The organism is Streptomyces sp. NPDC058157 (genome assembly GCF_042884105.1).
GTDB lineage: Bacteria > Actinomycetota > Actinomycetes > Streptomycetales > Streptomycetaceae > Streptomyces.
Genome location: NZ_JBHVUQ010000033.1, coordinates 19,147 through 41,343, shown reverse-complemented (window position 1 = coordinate 41,343; position 22,197 = coordinate 19,147). Strand labels below are relative to the sequence as shown.

Below are 22,197 nucleotides of genomic sequence, written 5' to 3'. Positions count from 1 at the left end.
AATGCGAATAAACGGAGGGGATGACGGGGAAATGCGGTGGGGGTTCACCACCAGTACGCGGGGTATCGGGAACCGGCCCCGGTGCGCCCGGCGATGTTCCCGATCAGGACGAGGACGACCGCGGCCAGCACCAGAAGCGGAAGGAAAACCAACGCGTCGGGTTTTGTGGCCACCACGATCACCGCCGTCGCCGCGGCCGGCGAATGCGGAGTTCTGGCCAGCTGCATCACGCCCAGCGCCAGACCTCCCGCGACCGCCGCGGCCCACGCCGAACCGCCGGCGGTCCACAGCACGGCGAAACCGGTGAGGGCTGACAGGAGCTGCCCGCCGATCACACTGCGCGGCTGGGACAACGGCAGCCCGGGAGCGCCGTAGACCAGAGCGGCGCTCGCCGCCAGCGGCGGGATCAGCACGACCTGTTCCATGGCTTTCCCCACGGCCACGAGGGCCACGAGCCCGGCGACGGAAGCCGCGGTCGCGGTGGCGACCACCCTCCAGCCGGGGCGTGACGGCGCCTTGCCCGCCCAGGCCCTCGAACGCTCCCGAGGTGCCGCGGGCGACGGGGAATTCTCTGTGGACACTTCGGATGCGGCGATTTCTTCAGCCTCCTTGATATCTGCGGACACCGAGGAGAAGCACCAGCCTGAAAACAGCAGAGAACGGCCGCGCATGGAACGGATGCGACGGGCCGCCTTACCTGGCAGGCCGGTGCGCACCGTGGTAAATCCCCCGGTTTTGCGACGCCTTGCGGCGATGACCGAAAACTACGCGAGGGATTTCCGGACATCAAACAAACAACAGCGCGAGGGGGCATAGGCAGGCTTGCGCACAAGTCTGCCTATGCCCCCTCCAGGTGTTTCTATGGTCATCCTCTAGCCCGGCCTGACCTGCGGCGCGATCACACCGCGCCGGTGACGCGTCGCGGGGTCGGCGCCTCTGTGCCGTCCACATGCCGAGCATGGAGACGGGCGTCACTCGGCGGCCCGTACCAGTGGCGGAGGCGCAGGTGGGGCGGGGTTCAGGGGAGGAAGGTCACCGCCGGGAAGGCCGGGGTGGGGCCGTCGAGGAGGTGGCCGGGGTGGTGGCGGAGGTGCTCGTCGAAGAAGGCGAGGGGGAAGGCCTGCTGGATCCGCACCGCCTGGACGGGGTCGAGGGTGCCGATCGCCTGCCGGAGCTGGTCGGCGCTCCAGCCCTTGATCTTCGCCACCTGCGGGAACAGCGCCTCGTTGTCGCCGTACGAGATGTGGACGGCGCCCTGGGCCTGGACGTCCAGCCGCCAGCCGCGCAGGTGTGGCCAGAACGCGGCGGCCGCGGGGTTGGCGGCGCGGGCGAACCGGGCGGACATCATCATGAAGGGGCGGTGCAGGTCGCCGGTGAGCGGCGGGTTCATCTGCATCGGGCCGTCGAGGCTGAGCCCGGCCCGGATGCGTTCGTCGGCGAGCATGGCGCAGGCCGTGGCCGTGCCGCCCTTCGACCAGCCGAGGGCGCCCGTGCGCCGGGGGTCTAGGGAGCCGGGCAGTCCGGCCGGCAGCTCCTTGCCGTCGACGTCGGGGTTGTGCCCGGCGGCGAGTCGCTCGACGCAGTCGAGGAGGAAACGCAGGTCGGCGGCGAAGTCCGCGGGCAGGGTCGGGGCCTGCGGGTCGAAGAGGGGGACGGCGGTCCTGCCGTCGGGGTACTCGGTGTACGTGTCGTACTGGTGGGCCACCGTCAGCACCGCGTAGCCGTGGCTGGCGAGTTCCTGGACGATGACGGTGTGGTCGCCCTGGTGGCTGTGCGCGCCGTGGGCGAAGACGATGACGGGCAGTCGGCGGCCGCCCGTGCGCAGTACCGGGGCGCCCACGTGGCCGGCGGTGAGCGGTCCCAGGGGGGCCAGTTCGGGGAAGCCGACGTCGGTGAGGAACGCCTGGAGGGCGCCGGGCGGCATCCAGGGGGCGAGGGGGTACCGGGCGGTGTCGCGGGCGGGGTACCAGACGGTGGCCATCAGGTCGCGGAAGTGCCCGGGGCCCGCGACGGGGTCCGGGCGCGAGCGGTCGACGAGGTGCAGGGCGACCGTGCCCACGGGGTGCGGGCCGGTCGGTGCGGGCAGCGTCAGGCGGGCGGGTTCCGGTGTGGGGGCGGGGGTGCGCGGGGCGGCCCATGCCGGGGCCGTCGCGGTGGCGAGCGGTATGGCGGCCCCGGTGGCCAGCGCGGCTCCCAGCACGCTGCGGCGCGTCATGCCGTTCGGGCTGATCGGCGTGGTGGACAAGGTGTCTCCCCTGGTGATGGATCGTCAACTGTGCCGTCACGGGCGGGCCGTGGGCATGGGGGAACCCTGTCATGGGGGCGTTGGGCGGGGCATCGGCTCACGGGTTTACGCCCTGCGGCCGATGTGGGGGGTGAGGGGTGAGGGGTGTCATGTCGTGGGTGACTGTGGCTTCGCTGCCGGTCCCGGTCCCGCTCGCCCCGGTCTCTCCCGCGGAGCGTGGGTGCCGGCGGAGCCTACGCGGGCGGTGTGCCGTCGGTGAGGAGGCGCCAGGTGGTGAGGGCGAGGGCGGCGCGGAGGCGGCCGGTGGGGTTGGTGAGGTCCATGGCGAGGGTGCGTGTGATGTGGTCGAGGCGGCGGGAGACGCTGCTGTGGTGGAGGTGGAGGAGTTCGGCGGCTCGGCGCAGGGAGCCCGTGGCGCAGTAGGCGTCCAGGGTCCGCAGGTCCTGGGGGTCGTCCGCGAGGCGGGCGACGGCCGCCACGTCCGGGTTGGCCCGTACGGCGTCCTCGGGGATCTCCGCCAGCAGGGCGAGTGCGCCGAGGTCGGCGTGGCGGACGACGGGTTCGAGGGGGCCGGTGAAGCGGAGGGCCGCTCGGGCCCGGCGCCAGGAGAGGTCGGGGGTGGTGGCGGCGCCGAGGCCCGCGCGGGCGTCCGCGGGGAGGCGGGACGGGTCGAGGGCGGTGGCCAGGATGACGCCGACGTCGTCGACGAGCGCCGCCTTGACGGTGCCCGCCGGGCAGACCAGGGCGGCCGTGCGGTCGAGGGGCAGCGGTGAGCGGACGGCGAGGACGTGGAGCGGCGCCCCGGCGGGGAAGCCCAGCAGCCGCAGGGCGCGGGCCCGGTCGGCCGCGTCGGTGTCGGGGCTGATCGCCAGTTCGACGAGGGCGGGGTCGGCCATGGTGGTGCGGGCCGGGCCGTACCGTTCGACGGCTCCGGCGGCGGCGAGGGCGAGCCGGTCGAGGAGCACCTCGTCGAGGGGGCCGGGCGGGCCGGGGCGCTCCAGCCACACCGTGCCGATCTCCTCCTCGTCGAGGGTGATGGGGGTGGTGGTGGACGGGGGCGGCGGGGGGCCGGGGGCGGGGCGGCCGTCGGGGGTGGTGCGTACGACGCGTCCCGTGCCGTGGAGCCGGAGGCCGACCACGCATTCGGCGAGGGCGGCGGAGGCGCGGCCGAGGGCGGGCAGGTCGACCCGCCGGCGCATGAGCGTGTCGTAGAAGGCGACGATGCGCATCGCGCCGTCCACGTACGGATCGAGTCCCGACAGGCGTACGGCCAGTGCCTCCATGCCAGAAGGGTAAGGGGATGGTACGGGGCGGGGGCCGCGCCGGGTGGTGCGCGTCCGGGGGCGGTCGCGCGACGGGCGGCGGGCGACGGCGCCGGGTGCGGGCGCCCAGGATGGTCGGCATGGATCCCGAACTCGAAGCATTCGTCCCGCTGTTCCCGGTCTCCGACTGGACCGACCCGGTCGCCGACCGCAAGGCCTACGCGGAACTGGCCGCCGCTCGGCCGGCCCCCGACACCTCCGGCCTGCTCGTCGAGGACCGGCTGGTGCCGGGCGGCCCGGACGCGCCCGACGTGCCGGTCCGGCTCTACCGTCCGCAGCGGCCGCAGGGCGCCGTCGTCTGGATGCACGGCGGCGGGTTCGTCGTCGGTGACCTGGACACCGAGCACCGGTGGGCCGCCTGGATCGCCGTGGCCACGGGTGCGGTGGTGGTCTCGGTGGGCTACCGGCTCGCGCCCGAGCACCGCTACCCGGCCGCGCTGGACGACGTGTGGGCGGTCCTGGGCTGGACCGCGGAGCACGCGGCCGGTCTCGGCTGCGACCCGGCCCGGATCGCGGTCGGGGGGCACAGCGCGGGGGCGAACCTCGCGGCGGCGGTGGCCCTGCGGGCGCGTGACGAAGGGGGCCCGGCGGTCTGCTTCCAGCTGCTGAACGAGCCCGGGCTCGACGACCGGCAGGAGACCTGGTCGCAGGAACGGTTCACCGACACGCCCTGGATGACCCGGGACAAGCTGCGCGCCTCGTGGCGGCACTACCTGGGCGGCGGGCCCGCGACCGGGTACGCCGCGCCCGCGCGGGTGGGTGACCTGGCCGGGCTGCCGCCCGCCTACGTCGCCACCGCCGAGCTCGACCCGAACCGTGACGAGGGGATCGAGTACGGGCTGCGGCTGCTGCGGGCGGGCGTCCCGGTCGAGCTCCACCAGTGGCCGGGCACCTTCCACGGCTCCCTGGCGATCCAGTCCGCCGAGGTGTCGCAGCGTCAGATCGCGCAGCTGGGGACGGCCTTGCGGGGTGCGCTGGCCCCGTGAGGGGGGTGCGGGCGTGGGGGGGCGGGGCGGGTGGCTCGGGTGCGGGCGCGGGTGCCGGGGTGGGTGCGGGGCTCGCGGTGGTTCGGGCGTCCCCGTCAGGGGGTGGTGCGCTTTTCGAGGCGGGTGCCGTTGCGGAGGGTGATCGACACGAGGTCGGTGGGGCCGTCGAGTTCCAGGCGGTGCCAGCGGCCCCGGGGGACGATCGCGGCCGTGCCCGGCCGTAGCCGCACCGGGTCCCCGGTGTCGTCGCCGGGGGTGGCGGGGCGGAAGTGGAGGCGGGCGCCGCCGGTCAGGCAGCACACCGCTTCGTCCGCGTGCGGGTGCATCTCCCAGTGGTCGGCGTGCACGTCGGCGTCGGTCTCCACGTGGAACGCCGCGAACTGCCAGGCGCCGGGGTCGCCGTCCGCCATCCGTCGTCCGGCGGCCCGGACCTCGCCGTCGGGGTGGAAGTGCAGGGCCGAGGCGAACAGGTCGGTGGTCGTGGTCGTGGGCGGGTTCATGACGGTGTTCCTTCCAGGTGGCGGTGTGCGGGGGCGGTGGGCCGGGGGGCGGGCGGGGCGCTCCGGGAGCGGGGCAGGACGGCGACGGCCACCGCCGCCGCGAGGACGAACAGGGCGGCGGCGACCGCCAGGCCCAGGGCGTAGCCGTCGCTCAGGGCGGCGGGGCCGGCGGTGGTGCCGGTGCGGTGCGCGGCGAGGGTGGCCAAGGCGGCCAGGCCGACGGAACCGCCGAGCTGGCGGGAGCTGTTCATCAGGCCGGAGGCCATGCCCGCCTCGTGCGGGGTCACGCCCGTGGTCGCGGCCGCCACGATCGGGGCGATGACCATTCCGACACCGGTGCCGGTGACCAGGCAGGGGCCGAGGACGTCGGTGAGGAAACCGCCGCCGGGGCTGATGCGGGCGAACCAGACGAGGCCGGAGGCGGCGAGCAGGGCGCCCGGTATGAGGGCGGCGCGGGGTGTGCGTGCGCTCGTGACGCGGGTCGCGACGACGGTTCCGGCGATCAGGGCCAGGGAGAAGGGCAGGAACGCGGTGCCGGTCGCCGAGGCGCTCATACCGAGGACCTGCTGCATGTACAGGGACACGAAGTAGAACGCCGCGAACTGGCCGGCCGCGGCCAGGAACACGAGTACGTTCGCGCCGACGACCCAGCGGCTGCGCAGCAGGCCGAGGCGCAGCAGCGGTGCGGTCGTCTTCAACTCGGCCAGGACGAAACCGCCCAGCAGCGCGGCCGCGAGGGTGAGGGTCGCCCAGGTGGCCGGGGCGCCCCAGCCCAGGGTGTCGGTGCGGACGACGCCGAGGATCAGGAGTCCGGATCCGCAGGTCGCCAGGACCGCGCCCGGCACGTCGAGCCCCTTGTGCCGGCGGGCGGATGACGACCCGGCGGGAGGGAGGGCGGGGACGAGCGCGAGGGCGGTCGCGACGATGGGGAGGTTGACCAGCATGACCCAGCGCCAGCCCGCGTACTGCGTCAGCAGCCCGCCGGCCAGCACGCCCAGCGCGCCGCCCGCGGCGTTCACCGCGCTCCAGACCCCGAGCGCGCGCACGCGCCGGGGGCCTTCGGTGAAGGTGCTGGTGAGCATCGCCAGTGCGGCCGGTGCGGCCGCGGCGGCGCCCAGGCCCTGCCCGGCGCGGGCGGCGATCAGCTGCCAGGGCGCCTGGGCGAGTCCGCCGGCCAGCGAGCACAGGCCGAAGAGGGGCAGGCCGAGGGCGAGCATGCGGCGTCGGCCGTAGAGGTCGCAGGCGCGTCCCCCCAGCAGCAGGAAGCCGCCGAACGTGAGCGCGTACGCGTGCACGACCCACGACAGGTCGAGCGGGGCGAACCCGAGGGACGTGCGGATGGCCGGTAACGCGACGTTGACGACGGACATGTCCAAGGCGACGACGAACTGGGCGAGGGCGGCCGTCGCCAGCACCCGAGAGTTTCTATACATGTAAGAAAATCTAGCCGCGGGCGGGTGCGATGTCGAGGCCCGGGGAGGGAAGTGGGGCGCGGGGTGGGGATGATGGGGGCATGCCGCAACCTTCCGCACCGCGCAAAACCCCGGGCCGACCTGCCCGGATCTCCCGCGAGGAGATCATCGAGACCGCCCGCCGGATCGTGACCGAGGGAGGGGTCAAAGGGCTGACAATGCGTCGGCTGGCCACGGAGGTGGGCAGTACGCCCATGGCCCTGTACCACCACGTCCGCGACAAGGAGGAGTTGCTCGTCCTGCTGCTCGACGACTACGCCGCACGGACGCTGCGCCGGTTCGAGCCGCCTGCCGACCCCCGCGAGCGGGTCGTCGCCGCCGCAGGCGCGGTCCACGGGGCGCTCGCCGACTGCCCCTGGATCGTGGAGGTGCTGACCGCCGACGACCTGATGTCCACGTCCGCGCTGTGGTTCGTGGAGCAGATCGTGGACGGGCTGGTCGCGTGCGGTCTCCCCCTCGACCGGGCCGTGCACGGATACCGTGCGATCTGGTACTACACCGCCGGAGAGATCGTGGTCAGGGCGACGGCGGCGCGGCGGCGCGCGGACGACGGCCGGACGACGTACCGCGAGCAGGTCTTCGCCGAGCTCGACCCGGGGGAACTGCCGCGCTTGGCGCAGGCCGCGGGGCGTTGGGCGGAGCTGACCGCCGAGGACGCGTACGAGGACGGGCTGCGGGCCCTGGTGGACGGGCTGCTGGGCGGCGGCCGCCCCGCCTCCTGAGGGTCACCGGGGCGTCGGGTCGGCGGGGCGTCTGGGCGTCGGGTCACCCGGTTGTCGGGTCACCGGGGCGTCGGACGCGCCGACCAGGTGACGGTCGGGGGGCGGACGGCGGCGCAGCGGGGGTGGCCGTGGGCGTCGGTCAGGCCGAGGCGGGCGATCAGCAGGCCGCCGTCCAGCGCCGCTTCGGCCACCGACGGGTCCACCGCGTCCAGCATGAGCTTGGCCCGGCGGAACATGGTGGTGGTGCCGGTGGCGTCGGTTCCGTTCCAGCCGAGGTAGAGGAAGCGCTGCCCGGGGCGGCCGTGGATCCAGGGGCCGGTCAGGTCGACGCCCCCGGGAGCGGTGCGGCGCGCGGTGCAGTCCAGCGTCCAGGATGCCGAGGGGGCGTCGCCGGGGTGGGGATCGAGCGGTCGGGCGTCCCGGGCACGGGGCTGGACGGCGACGTGGACGTCGCCGTATCCGGGGAACCCGGGGGCGGGGGCGCAGGTGCGGCCCGGCAGGTCGAACGCCTCGATCCGGATCTGCATGGGGACAGTCTGCCGGGCGACGGCCGGTGTGGCGGAGAGGGCAGGATTCGAACCTGCGTGGGTCCTGGTGGAACCCGAACGACCAGTGGCCGGTCCCCGATCAACCGCTCCGGGCACCTCTCCCTTGTGACCTGGAACCAGGATGCACGAGGGGGGCTGACGGCCCGCTGACGGCGGTTGGCTTGCCCAGTGCCCTGTTCTCAGGTCAGGTCAGGTCAGGACGACGCAGCCGCGCTGCTCCAGGCGGTGGAGGAGCGGGAGGGAGGGGTCGACCGGGTTCCAGCGCAGGTCGAGCTTCTCCAGCGCCGGCATCGCCGCGAGCCAGTCGGGCAGGTGGCGGAGGCGGTTGCCGCGGAGGTCGATCTGGCGCAGTCGGGGGAGGCCGGCGAGTGGCTGCGGTACGGCGGTGAGGGAGTTCTCGCGCAGGTCCAGGTGGCGGAGTTCGAGCAAGTCTCCCGTCGACGGGGGGAGGTCCTCGATGGCGTTGCCCCGGAGCCAGAGCTCGCGCAGGCAGCGCAGCCGCCCGACGGCGTCGGGGAGGGCGGTGAGCCGGTTGTGTTGGGCCCTGAGCTCGACGAGGCCGGTCATCCGGCCGACCGTCTCCGGGAGGCGGGTGAGGGCGTTCTCGCCGACGTTGAGGTAGCGCAGGCGGGTCAGGGTGCCGAGGGAGTCGGGGAGCCGGGTCAGGTGGTTGTCGTGGAGGTAGAGGCAGCCGTCGAGGTCGGTCAGCCCGCCGAGTTCCTCGGGGACGGAGGTCAGGGCGTTGTGGCCGAGGTCGAGGGTGCGCAGGTGGCGGAGCCGTGCGATGTCCGGCGGGATGGCGGTGAGTCCGTTGTCCGCGAGGATCAGTACGCGGAGCTCGGTCTGCTGCCAGACCGCGGGGGGCACTTCTCCCAGGTTGTGACGCCAGAGGTTCAGCGTCTGGTACACGGCGTTGGCTCCTTCGCGGAATGGGAGGCCCGATCGTGGAGTTCATTCGACGGCGGAGGCGGAAAGCATGAAGAGGGCGGTCGCCACGCTTACTTCGACCGCCCCTTCACGTCAGGGCTTGCAGAGTTCGCGGGACGGATGCATGAAGTCCTCCCGGTCCATCGCCCTCCCATCTCCGTTTCCACTGAAGACCTGCCCTTTTCCAAGGTGCTCAAGATCCGCAACGGTGAAGGCGACCCGGCCGGACAGACCTCTGGAGTTGATGGATCCGGATACCGTGGCCACATACTTTCCGGGGGTGCGCAGTTCTGTCAGCGTGGAGTCGTAGACCTTCCAACCCTCCAGCGGCTTGAACAACTCGACCTGCCCCGGCGAGCCGGAGTTCAGCTCACTGGTCAGGGCCCAGCTCCGGAGTCCTTGTGAGTCCTCGTCCAGAAACACCGACAGATCATCCGCGTCGTAGCCCGGGCACGGGGCGATCAGAACGCGGGTGGCGCCGTTGTCGGCGCGCTCCACGGCCAGCAACGACTTCTCCGCCGGTGTGCATGCCGCCAGCCCTGAAAGTACCAACACGACCCCACCCAGCAGGAACATCCGACTCGGGGAACTCCGCCTCATATTACTTCCAATTCCGATATCGACCCCACCACAGATTTGCCTCCATTTCATATCGGTTCATGAGCGCGGGATCACCGCCGGTCGCCAGCTTAGACTTGAACGACTCGACTGCATAGTCGGCAATGAACTGGGCAGCCGACGGACTTCTCGCCCATTGCTGAGAATGGATGGCTTCATGCGATTCGAGGTTCGGGCCGAACTCAGCCGCTATATCGAACCCGGATTCCTTTGCAATCTTCCCGCGCTCCACGTTCTCTTGGTTCAACTCCCGCGCAAAGGAGATCTTGCTGTAAGGGTAGAAGTGGACGTCACCCACGGTCATCGACTGGCTTCCGCCGGGCGAATTCCCGAAACAGACGTATTGGGCGGCGCGCTTGGTGCAGCTGTCGGCGAGGGCGGCGTAGCCGGCGGCCAGTTCGTTCGCTCCGTTCCAGACGTTCTGCTTGTGGAACGGGGCGTCGAGGAACTCGTCCGGGCGGCCGATGTCCGTCATGCACTCGAACCGCATGTCGTCCGCCCTGCAGTCCGCCGGCTTGGGCTTCTCGGTGATCAACGGCATCGCGGTGGGGAGCCACGGAGGTGCCGGGAGGGGGGTGGGCGGGGGCGGGGCCTTGGGGCCGCCGCAGCCGTAGCGGGTCAGGCTGCAGTTCATGGAGCGGCCGCCTACGGGTGAGGGGCGGTGGCTGTTGCCGTAGTCGGAGCCCTTGCCCGAGCGGGTCGCCGGGTCGCCTGAGCCGCTGCCCGGTTCGCCGTCGCCCGGCCCGGGCTCGTGGCCCGGGGTGGTGTTGTGGCAGGTGGCGCAGGGGCGGGTGGGGCAGTCGAGTTCGGCGCACAGGCCGGTGGGATCCGAGGTGGTGAGGGGGTTGTTGTTCGCGTAGCCGTAGGCGTTGAGGGACTGGCCGGAGCCCGGGGTCAGGACCGGGTCGACGCTGAGGAAGGTGCCGGTGCGCGGGTCGTACTCGCGGGCGCCGAGGTGGGTCAGGCCGGTGGCCTTGTCCTGCGTTCCGCCGACGAAGCCCTTCTCGCCGGGCCAGGAGGGGGGTGGGGTGCCGCGTTCCTCTCCGAAGGGTTTCGTGGCGCGCCGCTGGGCCTGGAGGGTGGTGGCGTCGACGGCCGTGGTGCCGGTGTTGTGGTGGTCGGCGATGACGTAGAAAAGCTTGCCGTCGGAGGTGCGGACGACGGCGGGGCCGCCGGGGGTGGCGTAGTAGCGGGTTCCGGTGACCTTGTTCGTCGCGGTGTCGAGGGTGAGTTCGGTCGAGCCTAGGGTGAGGGTGGTCCTGCCGGGGTCCCGGCGCAGCAGGCGGTTGCCGGCGGCGTCGTAGACGTAGGTGGAGGTGCCGGTCTGGTTCGTCGCGGAGGCGAGGTGGCCTTCCTCGTTCCACGTCAGGGTCTGGGTGCCGCCGGCCGCGTCGGGGCGGGTGAGGGTGTTGCCGGTGTCGTCGTAGGTGACGGGGAGCGTCGGGGCCGGGCCGGTGCCGGTCTGCCGGGTCGTGGTGGCCGGGGCGTGGGGGCGGGCCGAGCCGGGGGCCGGGAAGGTCGTGGTCGTGGTGACGGACTTGGCCGGGTCGCCCGCGGGGTCGTGGTCGGTGAGGGAGGTGCGGTTGCCCGTGACGTCGTAGCCGAACGCCTGGCGGTAGGGGGCGGGGCCGCCGATGGCGCCCTGCTGCGGGGCGGTGCGGGCGCAGCCGCCGATGCCGGGGACGGAGGGGCCGGGGAGGGTCGAGGTGGTGCCGGTGTCCGTCCAGGCGTCGGTGAGGCGGTGGAGGTGGTCGTAGCCGAAGCACTGGAGGTCGCGGACGGGGCCCTGGGTGCTGTCGGCCGAGGTGACGTCGCCGGACGGGGTGTAGGTGTAGGCGGTGGTCTCGAGCGGAGTGGGCTGGTCCTGCTTGTCCAGGCGGGTGCCGAGGAGCCGGCCGGTCGCCGGGTCCTGGATGGTGGTCAGGCTGACTTGCCTGGGGACGTCCCCGAGGGTGGTCCGCAGTATGGTGCCGCGTTCGTCGTAGTCGATGAAGTTGACGTAGTCGGTGGTGTCCGAGCCGTAGGAGACGGGGAGTCCGTTGACGTTGCGGCCGGCTTCGAGGCGTTCCGAGGGCAGGCCGCCCGCGGCGGGCAGGGTGGTGCGGCGCTCCAGGCCGGTGACGGGGTCGTAGGTGGTGGAGAGGGTGTAGGTGCCGGTGAGGGCGCCTTCTCCGTCGGGAACGGTCAGCTTGGTGCCGGTGGGCCGGTACCCGATGTCGTAGCCGGTGGTCTCCTGGCGCCAGGCTTTGCCGTTCACCCAGCTCGTGGCCGCCGTGGGCTGTCCGGGGAGCAGGGTGTCGTACTCGAACGTCGCCAGCTTGGGGCCGTCGGTCGCGCCCAGGTTGCGGGAGGTGGGGCGGCCGAGGACGTCGTAGCTGCTGAAGACGGTGGTGCCGCGGGCGTCCTGGGCGGAGAGGATCCGGCCGGCCTGGTCGTACGTGGTCGTCGAGACGCCCTTGTCCGGGTCGGTCGAGCGGGTGCGGCGGCCGTGCGCGTCGTAGTCGTAGGTCCAGGTGTTGCCGGCCGCGTCCGTCAGGCCGGTCATCTCGCCCGTCGTGGAGTAGGCGTAGCGGATCGCGTCGTACTCGCCCTGTGCGTCGCGGCCCTTGTAGGTGCGCCGCTCGACCGTGCGGCCGCGGGCGTCGGTGAGCGCGCTCGACGCGGTGTCCCCCATGGGCGGGAGGGTATCGGTGCGGTCGGCTCCGGGGTAGGCGGTGGTGGTCCGCCACTGCTCCTTGGCCTTGGAGAGGAACACCGAGGCGGTGGTGCGGCCGAGGCCGTCGTAGACGGTCACCGTCTGGGCGGGGACGGTGTTGTCGTCGGCGACGAAGCGGGTGGCGACCGGTGCCGAGTCCCTGTTGATGTAGTTCGGGCTGGTCTTGACGGCCAGTCCGTGGCTGTCGTAGGCGGTGTCGGTGATCAGGCGGCTGGTCGCAGCCCCGTTCTGTGCGACCGTCTGGAGCTGCACCTGCTGTCCGAAGGCGTCGTCGATGGCGATGGACGTGGCGTAGGACTGGTCCGACCTGAGCGACTGGGTGGTGACCGAGCTGGTGGTGGTGTTGGAGAGCGCGTAGGTGTAGAGCGTGCTCGCGCTCGCGTCCCTGGCGCGGCCCGGCAGCCAGACCGCGGTGGTGCGGCCCAGGGCGTCGTAGGCGCCTTCGGTGGTGCGGCCGTTCTGGTCGACGGTCTTGACCGGGACGCCGCGCAGGGGGTGGAGCGTGGTGGTCGTCGTCCAGCCCTTGGCGTTGGTGACCTTGGTCGTGGCCGGGGGGACGAGGGTGGCCGGTTCGTAGACGGTGGTGGTCTTGGCGCCCGCCGCGTCGGTGGTGCTCGTGGTCCGGCCGTAGGCGTCGTAGGTGAGGGTGGAGGCGGTGGTGTACCTGGGCCGGCCGGATTCGAAGCGGTCGAGGTTCTCGGTGGTGGTGGGCAGGCCGGGGCCGGTCAGGGTGCCGTTGGGCTGGTTGTCGTAGGAGGTACGGTCGCGCGCGAGGGTGTTCGTCGCGTTGGGGGTCGTCGTGCAGTCGCCCTGGACGCGTACGGTCTCGGAGACCCGGTCGAGGATCCACGTCGTGGTGTTGCGGGCGTACGAGGTGGTGGTGCAGGTGTCGGGCAGGCCGTCGGCACGGTCGAGGGCCTTGAGGGGCATGCCGTACGTGGTGTCGTAGGTGGTCGCCTGTGAAGTGGTCCGCCAGGTCTTGTCCGCGCGCAGGGCCTTGTTCTCGGAGGCTCCGGTGCGCTGCATCCGCGCGGTGAGGGCGGGGAGTTTCGAGCCGCGGCCGTGGGTCGCGGTGGCGTTGGAGAGCCAGGGCTCGGAGCGGGACACCGAGGTGAGCTCGCCACCGTCCGAGGCGAAGGTCTGGGTTTCGCGGACGGCGCCGGCGAGGGGGTCCGAGTCCTTGAGCGTGGTCCCGGAGACGCCGGTGAAGACCGCGGTGCGCTTGCTGCCGTCGGCCTTGGTGTCGCCGTCCATGCCGCGCAGGTAGAACGTGGCCGACTTGGACACGGCGTCGGGGGCGGTGCCGGTGCGGGTGACGACCTGTTCGTAGCCGCGGAACTGGTTCCAGGTGCGGCGCTTGTCCTCGGTCAGTTCCTCCTCGTCGCGGTGCCAGGCGGCGGGGCCGGCGTATTCGTAGCGCACTTCCCGGGGGCGGGAGCCGCCGAAGGGGTCGGTTTCGGTGATGCGGGTGACGACGTACTTGTGGAACCAGTCGAGGGTGGGGTCCAGCGGGCTCTTGTCGTCGGGATTCCAGTAGACGGGGTAGCAGCGGGTGGTGTTGGTGTCCTGGGCGGTGGGCAGGCCGCTGCCGGGGGCGCAGTCGGGGTCGGCGTATCCGATGTCGGTGACCTTGCCGGTCTCGGTGGTCACGCCGGTGAGACGGCGCCGGTTGAGGGCGGGCTTGTTGTCGGTGCTCGAGTCGACCCGGTTGTTCATCAGACGGCCGGTGAAGGTGACCGGCGGGGTGGGCAGGGCCACCGCTCCGTCGTGGCCGGTGCGGGTGACGGAGGCCAGCCACAGGGCGGGGGCGGTGCCGTCCTGGGGGTTGGGGAACTCGTGCTTGAGGTCGTAGGAGTCGACGTCGCCGTAGCCGCCGCTGCCGTTCAGGACCTGGGTGGTGATGGTGGTGAGGCGTTTGGTGGTCCAGAAGGTGGCGGCCGTGTTCTCGCAGGTGCCCGTCGCGGTGCAGCTCTGGTCGAAGGGGACGTCCGGCCACTTGGGGGCGTTGGCCTTGGTCAGTTTGGCGGGGGCGCAGTCGAAGGTGGCGTCGGGCAGGCAGCGTTCGGCGGTGGTGAAGAGGATCTGGGCCGTCGGCTTGACCGTGTCGGGGTCCGTCAGTTTGGAGCCGTAGGTGATCCGGCTGAGGTTGCCGCCGCGGATGTAGGGGGTGCGGGTGCCGTCGGGGGCCGTGGGGGTGGCTCCGCGCTTGTAGTGGTTGGTCTCGGTGTCGTACCAGTGGGTGATCAGGCCGCCGCGCGGGTCGACGACGAAGTCGAGGTTCCAGCGCCATGCCTGCTGGCACCAGGACGCGGCGAAGGTGGACTGGTGGCACTCCTCGCCGGTGTTGTTCCCGTAGACGGGGGTCGTCCAGGTGGAGTTGGTCGCCGGGGCCGTGGGGCTGCCGGGCTTGCGGCCGGCGCCGAAGTAGTACTGGGTGCCGTCCGCGGTCGTGATCTTCCAGTACTCGCCGTTGTTGTCCCCGTTGGCCGCTCCGGTCAGCCGTTCGACCTTGGAGGCGTCGTCGTCCTCCAGGCGCCAGGTGCCCGAGGCGTCGTCACGTACGAGGGTGGAGGACTTGCCGTTGAGGGAGAAGGTGGCGTTGTCACCGGCGAGGCACTGCTCGTTGGAGCCCTCCTCGCCGTCCTTGGCGCAGGGCTTGAAGCGGCGCTCGACGAAGCCGGGTGAGTAGTCCCAGCCCTCGCCGATCCAGGACGCCTGGTTGTTCGTGGCCGCGGTGCGGCCGTCGACCGACTGCGAGCGGTAGGAGAGGGAGATGCCCGGCTTGGTGCCGCCGAGCCCGTCGGGGACGGCGATGGGGTAGTTCCAGGAGAGCCCGCCGGTGTTGGCGCCCGCGCTCCAGGTTCCGGACGGGGCCAGGCCGGTGGCGGTGTAGGTACCCGCGGGTCCTGCGGGGGCGGCCGTCGCCGCGAGGACGGTGGCTGCGGGGGCGGGGGCGGTTGCTGCGGGGGTGGTTGCGGCTCCGGACGGGGCTGCGGTGGATCGCTGTGCGTCGGCCTGGGCCCCTCCCGCCGTGCCGAGGGGCACCTCGGTGCTGAGCAGGCCGGGCCGGTCGCCGTCCCTGGCGGTCGGCAGCGGGGTCTGCGTACGGCATTCGGCGCGGTCGGGCGTGGACAGCGCGCACTCGGGCAGCCGGACCAGCCGGGCGCGGGAGAGCCAGTCACCGCCGAAGGCGCCGGCGATGGAGGAGAGGTCTACGGCGACCTTGGCCGGGGTCTCCCCCGCCGGTCCCTGCGTCGGCCGGACGGCGAGCAGCAGGCCCTGGACTCCCGCCCGCTCGGCGGCGGTGCGGTCCGTGAGCCGGACGGACGCCTTGCCTGCGGCGGCCGGGGCGCGGTCGCCGGCCGGGGCATTCGTACCGGTCGCAGCACTCGTACCGGAGCGGGTCACCCACACCGGTGCGGCGCCGGCGCGTCCGGGATCGCGGAAGGGGACCGCCGGAACACCGGCCGAGGCGGTCGCCCCGGGCGAGGCGAACGGTGAACGGGAAGGCGGTCCGGCGGGGACGGCGCCCAGATCGACCTCGGCCTGGGCGGGCGCGGGCCAGGTCACCGGCTGCGGCTTCCAGGGCCCGGCCCGGTCGCCCGACGGAGCTTTCAATTCCGCCTTTCCGGAATTCCTGCCGCGGACCGATTCCGTTTTCTTCACATCCCCCGGCGACCAGCGTCTGGGATCTTTCGGTTTCCAACCGGAGGCGGCTTCCGCCGTTCCGGTAGCGAAGATCAAAGAAATGATGATCAAGAGAGCAGTGGCAATGCGATGCCGGACCCCCCGGCTCCTTCTTGCCGATAAAAGATCATGCGGTGCCGACACGGCACGCCCCCCACGGTCGCCGAGCAGAGCAATTGACCCGGGAGCCTAGCCCGTTCGCACAACGAAAAATAGGGATCAACGCGGACAAGAACTGCCTGGCAGGTACCGGTAGTTCGGAAATCTGCCCGAAAATAACTCCTTCACTTACGCGATGGCTCATTTTCGTCAGGCGATTGGTCGGGATTATTCGATTAAACCTCCGGGAATCCGGAATTCCGCATCACGGCGCATACGGAACGACGGCATCGAGCTGTTAGCGTTCGCGCCCAGTTGCCATTCACCACCACATTGGGGAGGCTGCCGTGGGGGGCATGCCGAGAAAACGACGGCCGGCCGGGAGGCCACTCGCCCTGGCCGGGCTGATCGCGCTGGCCATGACCGTCACCACGATTTCCGGAGCGCAAGCGGCCCCCGCCGCCGCCCTCGGAGAACCGCGTGCGGCGAACACCTCACCACCTCCCGAACGGCCGTCCTCCGAGCGGGAGCGCGCGGAGGACGCCGCTCTGGCCGAAGCACGGCGCAGCGGCAAACCCGTCCCCGTCCCGGCCGCGACGACCGAGACCGACACGGTGCTCGCCCGCCCCGACGGCACCCTGGCTCTGAGCCGCAGCGTCATACCCGTCCGCACGAAGCAGGGCAGCGGGTGGGCCGACCTGGACGCGACCCTGGTCAAGGACCCCGACGGCACCCTCCGCCCGAGAGCCGCCACCAACGGCCTGAGCCTTTCCGGCGGAGGCACGGGCCCGCTCGCCACCCTGGAGCAGGACGGCAGACGCCTCACCCTGAGCTGGCCGGAGCCCCTCCCCGTACCGGTGCCGGAGGGACGGAGCGCCGTCTACCGCGAGGTCGCCCCGGGGACGGACCTCAAGGTCACGGCCGAGGAGAGCGGCGGGGTCTCCGAGGTCCTCGTGGTGAAGTCGGCCGAGGCCGCCCGGCATCCCAAGCTGGCCAGACTGACCATGGGCCTCAGGGGGGACGGGGTCACCGTCTCCGCCGACTCCGCCGGAAACCTCAAAGCCGACGACGCCTCCGGCCGTACGGTCTTCCAGGCGCCCGCCCCGACCATGTGGGACTCGACGTCCTCGGCCGCTCCCCCACCGGGCCCGACACCGCCCTCCGCCAAGGCATCGGCCCCCTCCGCCCGCAGCGCCGCGGACGGCGGTATGACCCCGCCGGCTCCGGAGGCGGCCAAGCCCTCCTCCGACACCGACGGCCCCGGGGAGACCGCCAAGGTCGCCCGCCTGCAGACCGAACTCGGCAAGGACTCCGTCGCCCTGACCCCCGACCGGGGCTTCCTGACCGACCCGTCCACCACCTACCCGGTCTACATCGACCCGGCCTGGCAGCCCACCAACCGCGGCACCCAGCACTGGGCCTGGGTACAGGAGGCCTACCCGTCGGAGATCCATTACGACGACTACGGCGACACCTACGACCCCGGAGCCGGCTACCAGCACTGGCGCTCGCGCATCGGCCTGGAGCGGTACTACGTCCAGGTCGACACCGGTGACCTGCGGGACAAGAGCATCAAGAAGGCCTCCTTCTTCGCCACCCAGTCCTACGCCGCCGACGCCACCTGCAGCCGTACCCACACCGTGGACCTGCACTCCACCGAGCCCCTGCTCTCCAACATCACCTGGAACACCCAGCCCCGCGACTGGGAGGTCCTGCGCACGACCGCGCTCAACAGCGCCGGCGGCCCCGGCTGCCCGGACGCGACCACCCGCGGCGAGTGGGACGTACGCGACCACCTCATCGCCAACGAGTGGCGCGGCAGCCTCACCTACGGCCTCTTCGCCTCCGACGAATCCCGGAGCAGCTCGAACAACTCCTTCAAGCGCTTCACCCGGGACAAGAACAACCTGCCGTTCCTCTACGTCGAGTACAACCGCGCGCCGTACGCCCCGTGGGCGCTCGGCACCAGCCCCGCCCCGCAGAACGCGAACGGCAACGGCTGCGGCTGGGTCGGCGCCACCGCCTCCGCGGGACTGAGCATCGGCGCCTGGATCGGAGACCCGGACAACCAGCCGGTCTCGGCGCTGTTCTACGTCAACGACACCGCCGGTGGCGCCCTCGCCTACGACAGCGGCCGCGTCGACGAGGCCACCGGAACCCACTGGACCTCGGTCCACCCGACGAACCTCGCCGACGGGCACACCTACTCCTGGCGGGTCGGCGCCCATGACGGAGACATGGACTCCGCCTGGACCACCGGCTGCACCTTCACCCTGGACACGCAGCCGCCGTCCGTTCCCGTCGTGACATCGGCGGAGTACCCGCCCTCCGGCACCCTCCCCGGCTCCACCCGGCACATCGGCCAGGGCGGCACCTTGACGGTCAGGTCGGCCGACACCACCAGCGGAGTCCTGTACTACGAATGGGCCTTCAACTCGGCCATCCCCACCGGCGGCGCCAACCGCGCCGGGCCGGCCGCCGACGGCAGCGCCGCCATCCCCCTCACCCCCACGGCCTGGGGCACCAACGTCCTGCGGGTCCAGGCCGTCGACCGCGCGGGCAACCGCTCCCAGCAGCAGACGTACACCTTCTTCGTCCCGGACGACCCGGCCGCCAAGACGACGCTCGGCGACATCACCGGCGACGAGCGCGTCGACTTCCTCGCGCCGGCCGACAGCGGTGACCTCGTGGTCTACCCGACGGCAGCCGACCCCGCCGCCGGCGGGGTCCTGGCTTCCGACGTGGCCAACAGCCCCGGCGGCAAGGGCTGGGGCAACGGCACCCTCACCACCCACCGCGGCGGCAACGGCATCCGCATCGACGACCTGTGGGCCTACCGCGACGGACAGCTCAAGCTCTACCGCAACTCCCTCACCCAGGGCGGCCTCGCCGCCAACCACGGCCTCTACTACACCGCCGCCAACGCCACCGCCGTGCAGCGCCCCTACGCGGAGGACTGCACCGTGGCCGCGACCGGGCGGCCCTGCGGCACGGCGTACGCGGAGGACTGGAGCCGGGTCAGGCAGATCCTCGCCGTCGGTGACGCCCTGCCCGAACAGGGCGTCGAACCCCGTAACGACCTGCTGACCGTCGAAAGCAACGGCACGGGCGGCTCACAGCTGGTCCTGCTCCAGGGCAAGGCCTCGACCGGCACCCTGCGCGACCCCGTCGTCCTCGTCCTCAGCGCCTCGGGGTGGGAGAACCTCACCCTCATCGCTCCGGGCGACGCCACCGGCGACGGGCTGCCCGACCTGTGGGCCCGCGACAACACCACCGGTGACCTGTACCAGTACGCCAACGTCGCCGGGAACCCGGCCGCGCTCGGCGACCACTCCAAGCGCACCCGGATCGGCGGCGGTGTCAGCGCCGCCACCCACCCCGTCCTCGGCTCCTCCGGCGACACCAGCGCCGACGGCGCCCCCGACCTGTGGGCCCTCGACAGCCACCACCGCCTGCTGACCTGGAACAGCACCACCACCGGCGGCAAGGTCACCGGCTTCGGCAGCTCCCGAACGATGGGCGACTCCCGCATCTCCACCGGCGCGTGGAAGCTGGACGAGGGCACCGGCACCACCGCCGCCGACCTGCGCGGCCGCAACAACGCCGCACTCACCGGTGCGGGCGCCACCTGGGCCGACGACACCGTCGCCGGCGCCGCCACCAAGGTCGTCGACCTGGACGGCAGCGGCGCCACCGTCACCGCCACCGGGCCCGCCCTCGACACCAGCCGCAGCTTCACCGTCTCCGCCTGGGCCAGGACCGACAAGACCGGCGGCGTCGTCGTCAGCCAGGACGGCCGGCGCTCCAGCGGGTTCATGATCTGGTCCGACCCCGACGGCACCTGGCGCTTCGCCCTGGGCCGCGCCGACGGCGACGGCTGGAACTACGACCAGGCCGACGTCCGCAACGCAGCGGCGAAGGTACAGCTCGGGGTCTGGACCCAGCTCACCGCCGGCTACGACGACACCACCGGCCTGATCGCCCTCTACGTCAACGGAACCCCCGCCGCCACCGGCTACCACCCCAAGGCCAACGCCTGGAACGCCACCGGCCCCCTGGTCCTCGGCCGCTACCAGTACCAGGGCGGTCCGGACTCCTTCCTCGACGGCCGGATCAGCGGCCTGACCGTCCACGACCACTCCACCGTCCCCTCGGCGGCCGGCACCGCACTCGTCTCCGGCGTCAGCGACGCCAAGTGCGCCGACGACAACACCGGAGGCACCGCCGACGGGAACCGCATCCAGATCTGGGACTGCAACGGCAGCGGCCCCCAAACCTTCGAGGTCCGCGAGAACGGGGAGCTCCGCGTCCTCGGCAAGTGCGTGGACGCCGCGAACCACGGCACCCTGGTCCAGCTGTGGACCTGCAACGGCACCGGCCCCCAGCAGTGGCTGCCCCAGGCCGACGGCAGTCTCTACAACCCGGTCAACAACCGCTGCATGGACCTGCCCCAGGGACGCACGGAGAACGGCGTCCAGCTCCAGCTGTGGCCGTGCAACGGCACCAACCCCCAACGCTGGTCCGCCGCAGGCCTCTCCGCCCCGCTGGGCGCCGCCGTCTGACGCGGTGTTCTCCCTGCCGGCCCGCCTCCCCCGGTACCTCCGGCGGAGGCGGGCCCTTTCCGGGTCAGGGCAGGGGAAGGAAGTTCACGGTGGTCGGTGGGAGGGTGCCGGCGTTGCAGACGTTGCCCGTTGCCGGGACCGTCGTGCCGTCCAGCATCCTGGTGAGGTCCACGACGGCCATCCGGGTCGCCCCGTCGTTGACCATGAGGGCGATGGCGTGGCCGCCGTTGGGTGACTGGTACGCGATCAGGGTGTGCGGGTCCAGTCCCATCTGGAAGTCGCCGCCGGTCTCGCAGGTCACCCAGTTGCCGATGGCGGGGACGGCCCCGGTGCCGGAGGTCGTGGGGAGTGCGATGGCCGTCAGGGCGTCGCCGCCGAACTCGCCGGTGATGACGCCCGTGTGGGTGCCCTGCGCCACCGACGCCGCGGACGCGCCCGCGCTCAGGTTGGAGCCGGTCAGGGTCTGCACCTGCGAGGGCGCCGTCCAGGATCCGGGCGTGCCGGGGGTGAAGACGGCGCGGGGTGCGGTGCCCGGGTTGTTGACGTCCGCGAGGAAGACCTGCGAGGGGCCGCTGAACTCGGCGGGGGCCAGGATGATGCCGGTGGAGCAGTCCTCGGCGGCGGAGTCGAGTTCGCCGTCCGCCGTCACCGGGTGCTCGAAGAACTGGGGCGAGGTGGTGTTCGCGACGTTGACGATCTCGTAGTTGTTGTCCTCTGCCGGGGACAGGAGGAGGTTGCGGACGGGGTCGACGAGGGGGTCCTCGGAGATCTGGCCGCCCGGGTCCCGCGTGGCGAAGGGGGGCTCGAAGGTGTTGGTCGCCAGGTTGAGGTACTGGAAGCCCGCGGTGCCCCCGATGCTCAGGCCGATCAGGGCCTTGTTGTGCACGGCGTCCATCGCGACGCCGGTGCTGGTCGCGGAGCCGCCGGAGAAGCCGATCTGGCCCGTGCCCGAGTCGGTGAGGGGGTTGGGCGAGACGGAGGGGTCGAGTCCGGTGCCCTTGAGGACGTAGACGTGGTTGTTGTTCGCCGTGGCCACGGACTGTCCGGTCACGGAGTTCGTGGCGATCGAGTTGATGACGTCGGTGCCGGTGTCGATCTGCGTGTTGGTGATGCTGGTGCCTTCGACGTTGACCACGTCGATGCCGGTGGCGGTGCTGCTCCACGCGCCCTTGGGGACGTACGCGGTGACGTCGGTGCCGTGGACGTACGCGGAGAGCGAGCCCGAGGCCTCGCACGATCCCTGGGGCACCGAGGAGGCCGGCTGCCCGCAGACCAGGTAGTGGCTGATCGTCGCCGGCTTCCCGCTGGCCGCCAGCGGGGAGTGCAGTCCGGTGTCGGAGGGGTGGTTGGGGTGGGCGGTCGTGCCGGTGTAGCTGTAGGTGTCGTAGGCGGCGGTGCCCTTGACGTAGACGGTGAAGTTCGGCGAGTTGGTGGTGAAGCTCAGGTACTTGCCGGTGGCGTCGACGGTCGTCGTGAAGGAGGTGGGTCCGTTCACGTAGCTCTTGCCGACGTTGCCCGGGTCCAGGTTCGAGGTGTTGATGAACGTCGTCGTCCCCGACGGACACCTCGTGATGTTGCCCCGGGTGTAGGTCGGCTGGACGTGGTGGGTGGTGGTCGGCGGTCCGGCGGGGCTCGCCTGCGCCGTCGCCCCCGCCGGCATCGCGGCGGCTCCCAGGGCCATGACGGCGCCCAGGACGGCCAGTCCCCTGAATCGATGCGTTCGGCCAGTTGTCGTTGTCAACTCGGTCCCTCGCGTGCGTGGTGGGTGTCGCGCCATGGCTCGGCTCCGCACA

General features: G+C 72.1%; 13 protein-coding genes and 1 tRNA gene. 3 read left to right on the top strand and 11 right to left on the bottom strand.

Annotated elements, in window-relative coordinates:
- Positions 1 to 44: 44 nt before the first annotated feature.
- From ACFVXK_RS11385 to ACFVXK_RS11375, 3 genes are all read right to left on the bottom strand, one after another.
- Positions 45 to 716, bottom strand: a complete 672-nt coding sequence (locus ACFVXK_RS11385; RefSeq protein ID WP_389611273.1) for an HPP family protein — start codon at positions 714 to 716, stop codon at positions 45 to 47.
- Positions 717 to 1,018: 302 nt separating this feature from the next.
- Complete coding sequence (locus ACFVXK_RS11380) at positions 1,019 to 2,245, bottom strand: alpha/beta hydrolase family protein (RefSeq protein WP_389611272.1); 1,227 nt, start codon at positions 2,243 to 2,245, stop codon at positions 1,019 to 1,021.
- Between the two features lie 233 nt (positions 2,246 to 2,478).
- Positions 2,479 to 3,528: a helix-turn-helix domain-containing protein gene (locus ACFVXK_RS11375; RefSeq protein WP_389611271.1), complete on the bottom strand. Its 1,050-nt coding sequence runs from the start codon at positions 3,526 to 3,528 to the stop codon at positions 2,479 to 2,481.
- A 119-nt stretch (positions 3,529 to 3,647) separates the two neighbouring features.
- Between ACFVXK_RS11375 and ACFVXK_RS11370 the strand changes: the two genes are divergently transcribed.
- A complete protein-coding gene (locus ACFVXK_RS11370) occupies positions 3,648 to 4,553 on the top strand; it encodes an alpha/beta hydrolase (protein WP_389611270.1) in 906 nt (301 codons plus the stop codon).
- Positions 4,554 to 4,648: 95 nt separating this feature from the next.
- On the opposite strand, the gene ACFVXK_RS11365 is transcribed toward ACFVXK_RS11370, so the two are convergent.
- The gene (locus ACFVXK_RS11365; protein WP_389611269.1) at positions 4,649 to 5,053 is read right to left on the bottom strand and encodes a cupin domain-containing protein; all 405 of its coding nucleotides are present in this window, start codon (positions 5,051 to 5,053) and stop codon (positions 4,649 to 4,651) included.
- Positions 5,050 to 6,486 carry an MFS transporter gene (locus tag ACFVXK_RS11360; protein WP_389611268.1) on the bottom strand — a complete coding sequence of 479 codons (1,437 nt, stop codon included), beginning with the start codon at positions 6,484 to 6,486 and terminating at the stop codon, positions 5,050 to 5,052. Before ACFVXK_RS11360 ends, ACFVXK_RS11365 begins: the two co-directional genes overlap by 4 nt.
- An 80-nt stretch (positions 6,487 to 6,566) precedes the next feature.
- On the opposite strand from ACFVXK_RS11360, the gene ACFVXK_RS11355 reads away from it, so the two are divergent.
- A complete protein-coding gene (locus ACFVXK_RS11355; RefSeq protein WP_389611267.1) occupies positions 6,567 to 7,247 on the top strand; it encodes a TetR/AcrR family transcriptional regulator in 681 nt (226 codons plus the stop codon).
- Positions 7,248 to 7,306: 59 nt separating this feature from the next.
- On the opposite strand, the gene ACFVXK_RS11350 is transcribed toward ACFVXK_RS11355, so the two are convergent.
- From ACFVXK_RS11350 to ACFVXK_RS11330, 5 genes are all read right to left on the bottom strand, one after another.
- Entirely contained in the window at positions 7,307 to 7,774 is a 468-nt protein-coding gene (locus tag ACFVXK_RS11350) for a DUF5990 family protein (RefSeq protein ID WP_389611265.1), read from the bottom strand.
- Positions 7,775 to 7,803: 29 nt separating this feature from the next.
- Positions 7,804 to 7,897: transfer RNA gene (locus ACFVXK_RS11345), tRNA-OTHER, on the bottom strand.
- A gap of 87 nt (positions 7,898 to 7,984) precedes the next feature.
- Positions 7,985 to 8,704 carry a leucine-rich repeat domain-containing protein gene (locus tag ACFVXK_RS11340; RefSeq protein ID WP_389611264.1) on the bottom strand — a complete coding sequence of 240 codons (720 nt, stop codon included), beginning with the start codon at positions 8,702 to 8,704 and terminating at the stop codon, positions 7,985 to 7,987.
- A 111-nt stretch (positions 8,705 to 8,815) separates the two neighbouring features.
- Positions 8,816 to 9,298, bottom strand: coding sequence for a hypothetical protein (locus ACFVXK_RS11335; RefSeq protein WP_389611263.1), 483 nt, complete (start codon positions 9,296 to 9,298; stop codon positions 8,816 to 8,818).
- Positions 9,299 to 9,323: 25 nt separating this feature from the next.
- Complete coding sequence (locus ACFVXK_RS11330; RefSeq protein WP_389611262.1) at positions 9,324 to 15,626, bottom strand: RHS repeat-associated core domain-containing protein; 6,303 nt, start codon at positions 15,624 to 15,626, stop codon at positions 9,324 to 9,326.
- A 572-nt stretch (positions 15,627 to 16,198) separates the two neighbouring features.
- Between ACFVXK_RS11330 and ACFVXK_RS11325 the strand changes: the two genes are divergently transcribed.
- Positions 16,199 to 20,404 (top strand): ricin-type beta-trefoil lectin domain protein, encoded by a 4,206-nt coding sequence (locus tag ACFVXK_RS11325; protein WP_389611261.1) that lies wholly within the window; start codon positions 16,199 to 16,201, stop codon positions 20,402 to 20,404.
- 64 nt (positions 20,405 to 20,468) lie between these two features.
- Here ACFVXK_RS11325 and ACFVXK_RS11320 read toward each other — a convergent pair whose 3' ends face one another.
- A complete protein-coding gene (locus ACFVXK_RS11320; RefSeq protein WP_389611259.1) occupies positions 20,469 to 22,085 on the bottom strand; it encodes a hypothetical protein in 1,617 nt (538 codons plus the stop codon).
- Positions 22,086 to 22,197: the final 112 nt, after the last annotated feature.

Bases quoted from the DNA above. Each gene is read 5' to 3' on its own strand.
- ACFVXK_RS11375 (WP_389611271.1), bottom strand. From the start codon at position 3,528: ATGGAGGCACTGGCCGTACGCCTGTCGGGACTCGATCCGTACGTGGAC.
- ACFVXK_RS11355 (WP_389611267.1), top strand. From the start codon at position 6,567: ATGCCGCAACCTTCCGCACCGCGCAAAACCCCGGGCCGACCTGCCCGG.
- ACFVXK_RS11350 (WP_389611265.1), bottom strand. From the start codon at position 7,774: ATGCAGATCCGGATCGAGGCGTTCGACCTGCCGGGCCGCACCTGCGCC.
- ACFVXK_RS11325 (WP_389611261.1), top strand. From the start codon at position 16,199: ATGCCGAGAAAACGACGGCCGGCCGGGAGGCCACTCGCCCTGGCCGGG.
- ACFVXK_RS11320 (WP_389611259.1), bottom strand. From the start codon at position 22,085: ATGGCCCTGGGAGCCGCCGCGATGCCGGCGGGGGCGACGGCGCAGGCG.
- ACFVXK_RS11365 (WP_389611269.1), bottom strand. From the start codon at position 5,053: ATGAACCCGCCCACGACCACGACCACCGACCTGTTCGCCTCGGCCCTG.
- ACFVXK_RS11335 (WP_389611263.1), bottom strand. From the start codon at position 9,298: ATGTTCCTGCTGGGTGGGGTCGTGTTGGTACTTTCAGGGCTGGCGGCA.
- ACFVXK_RS11370 (WP_389611270.1), top strand. From the start codon at position 3,648: ATGGATCCCGAACTCGAAGCATTCGTCCCGCTGTTCCCGGTCTCCGAC.
- ACFVXK_RS11360 (WP_389611268.1), bottom strand. From the start codon at position 6,486: ATGTATAGAAACTCTCGGGTGCTGGCGACGGCCGCCCTCGCCCAGTTC.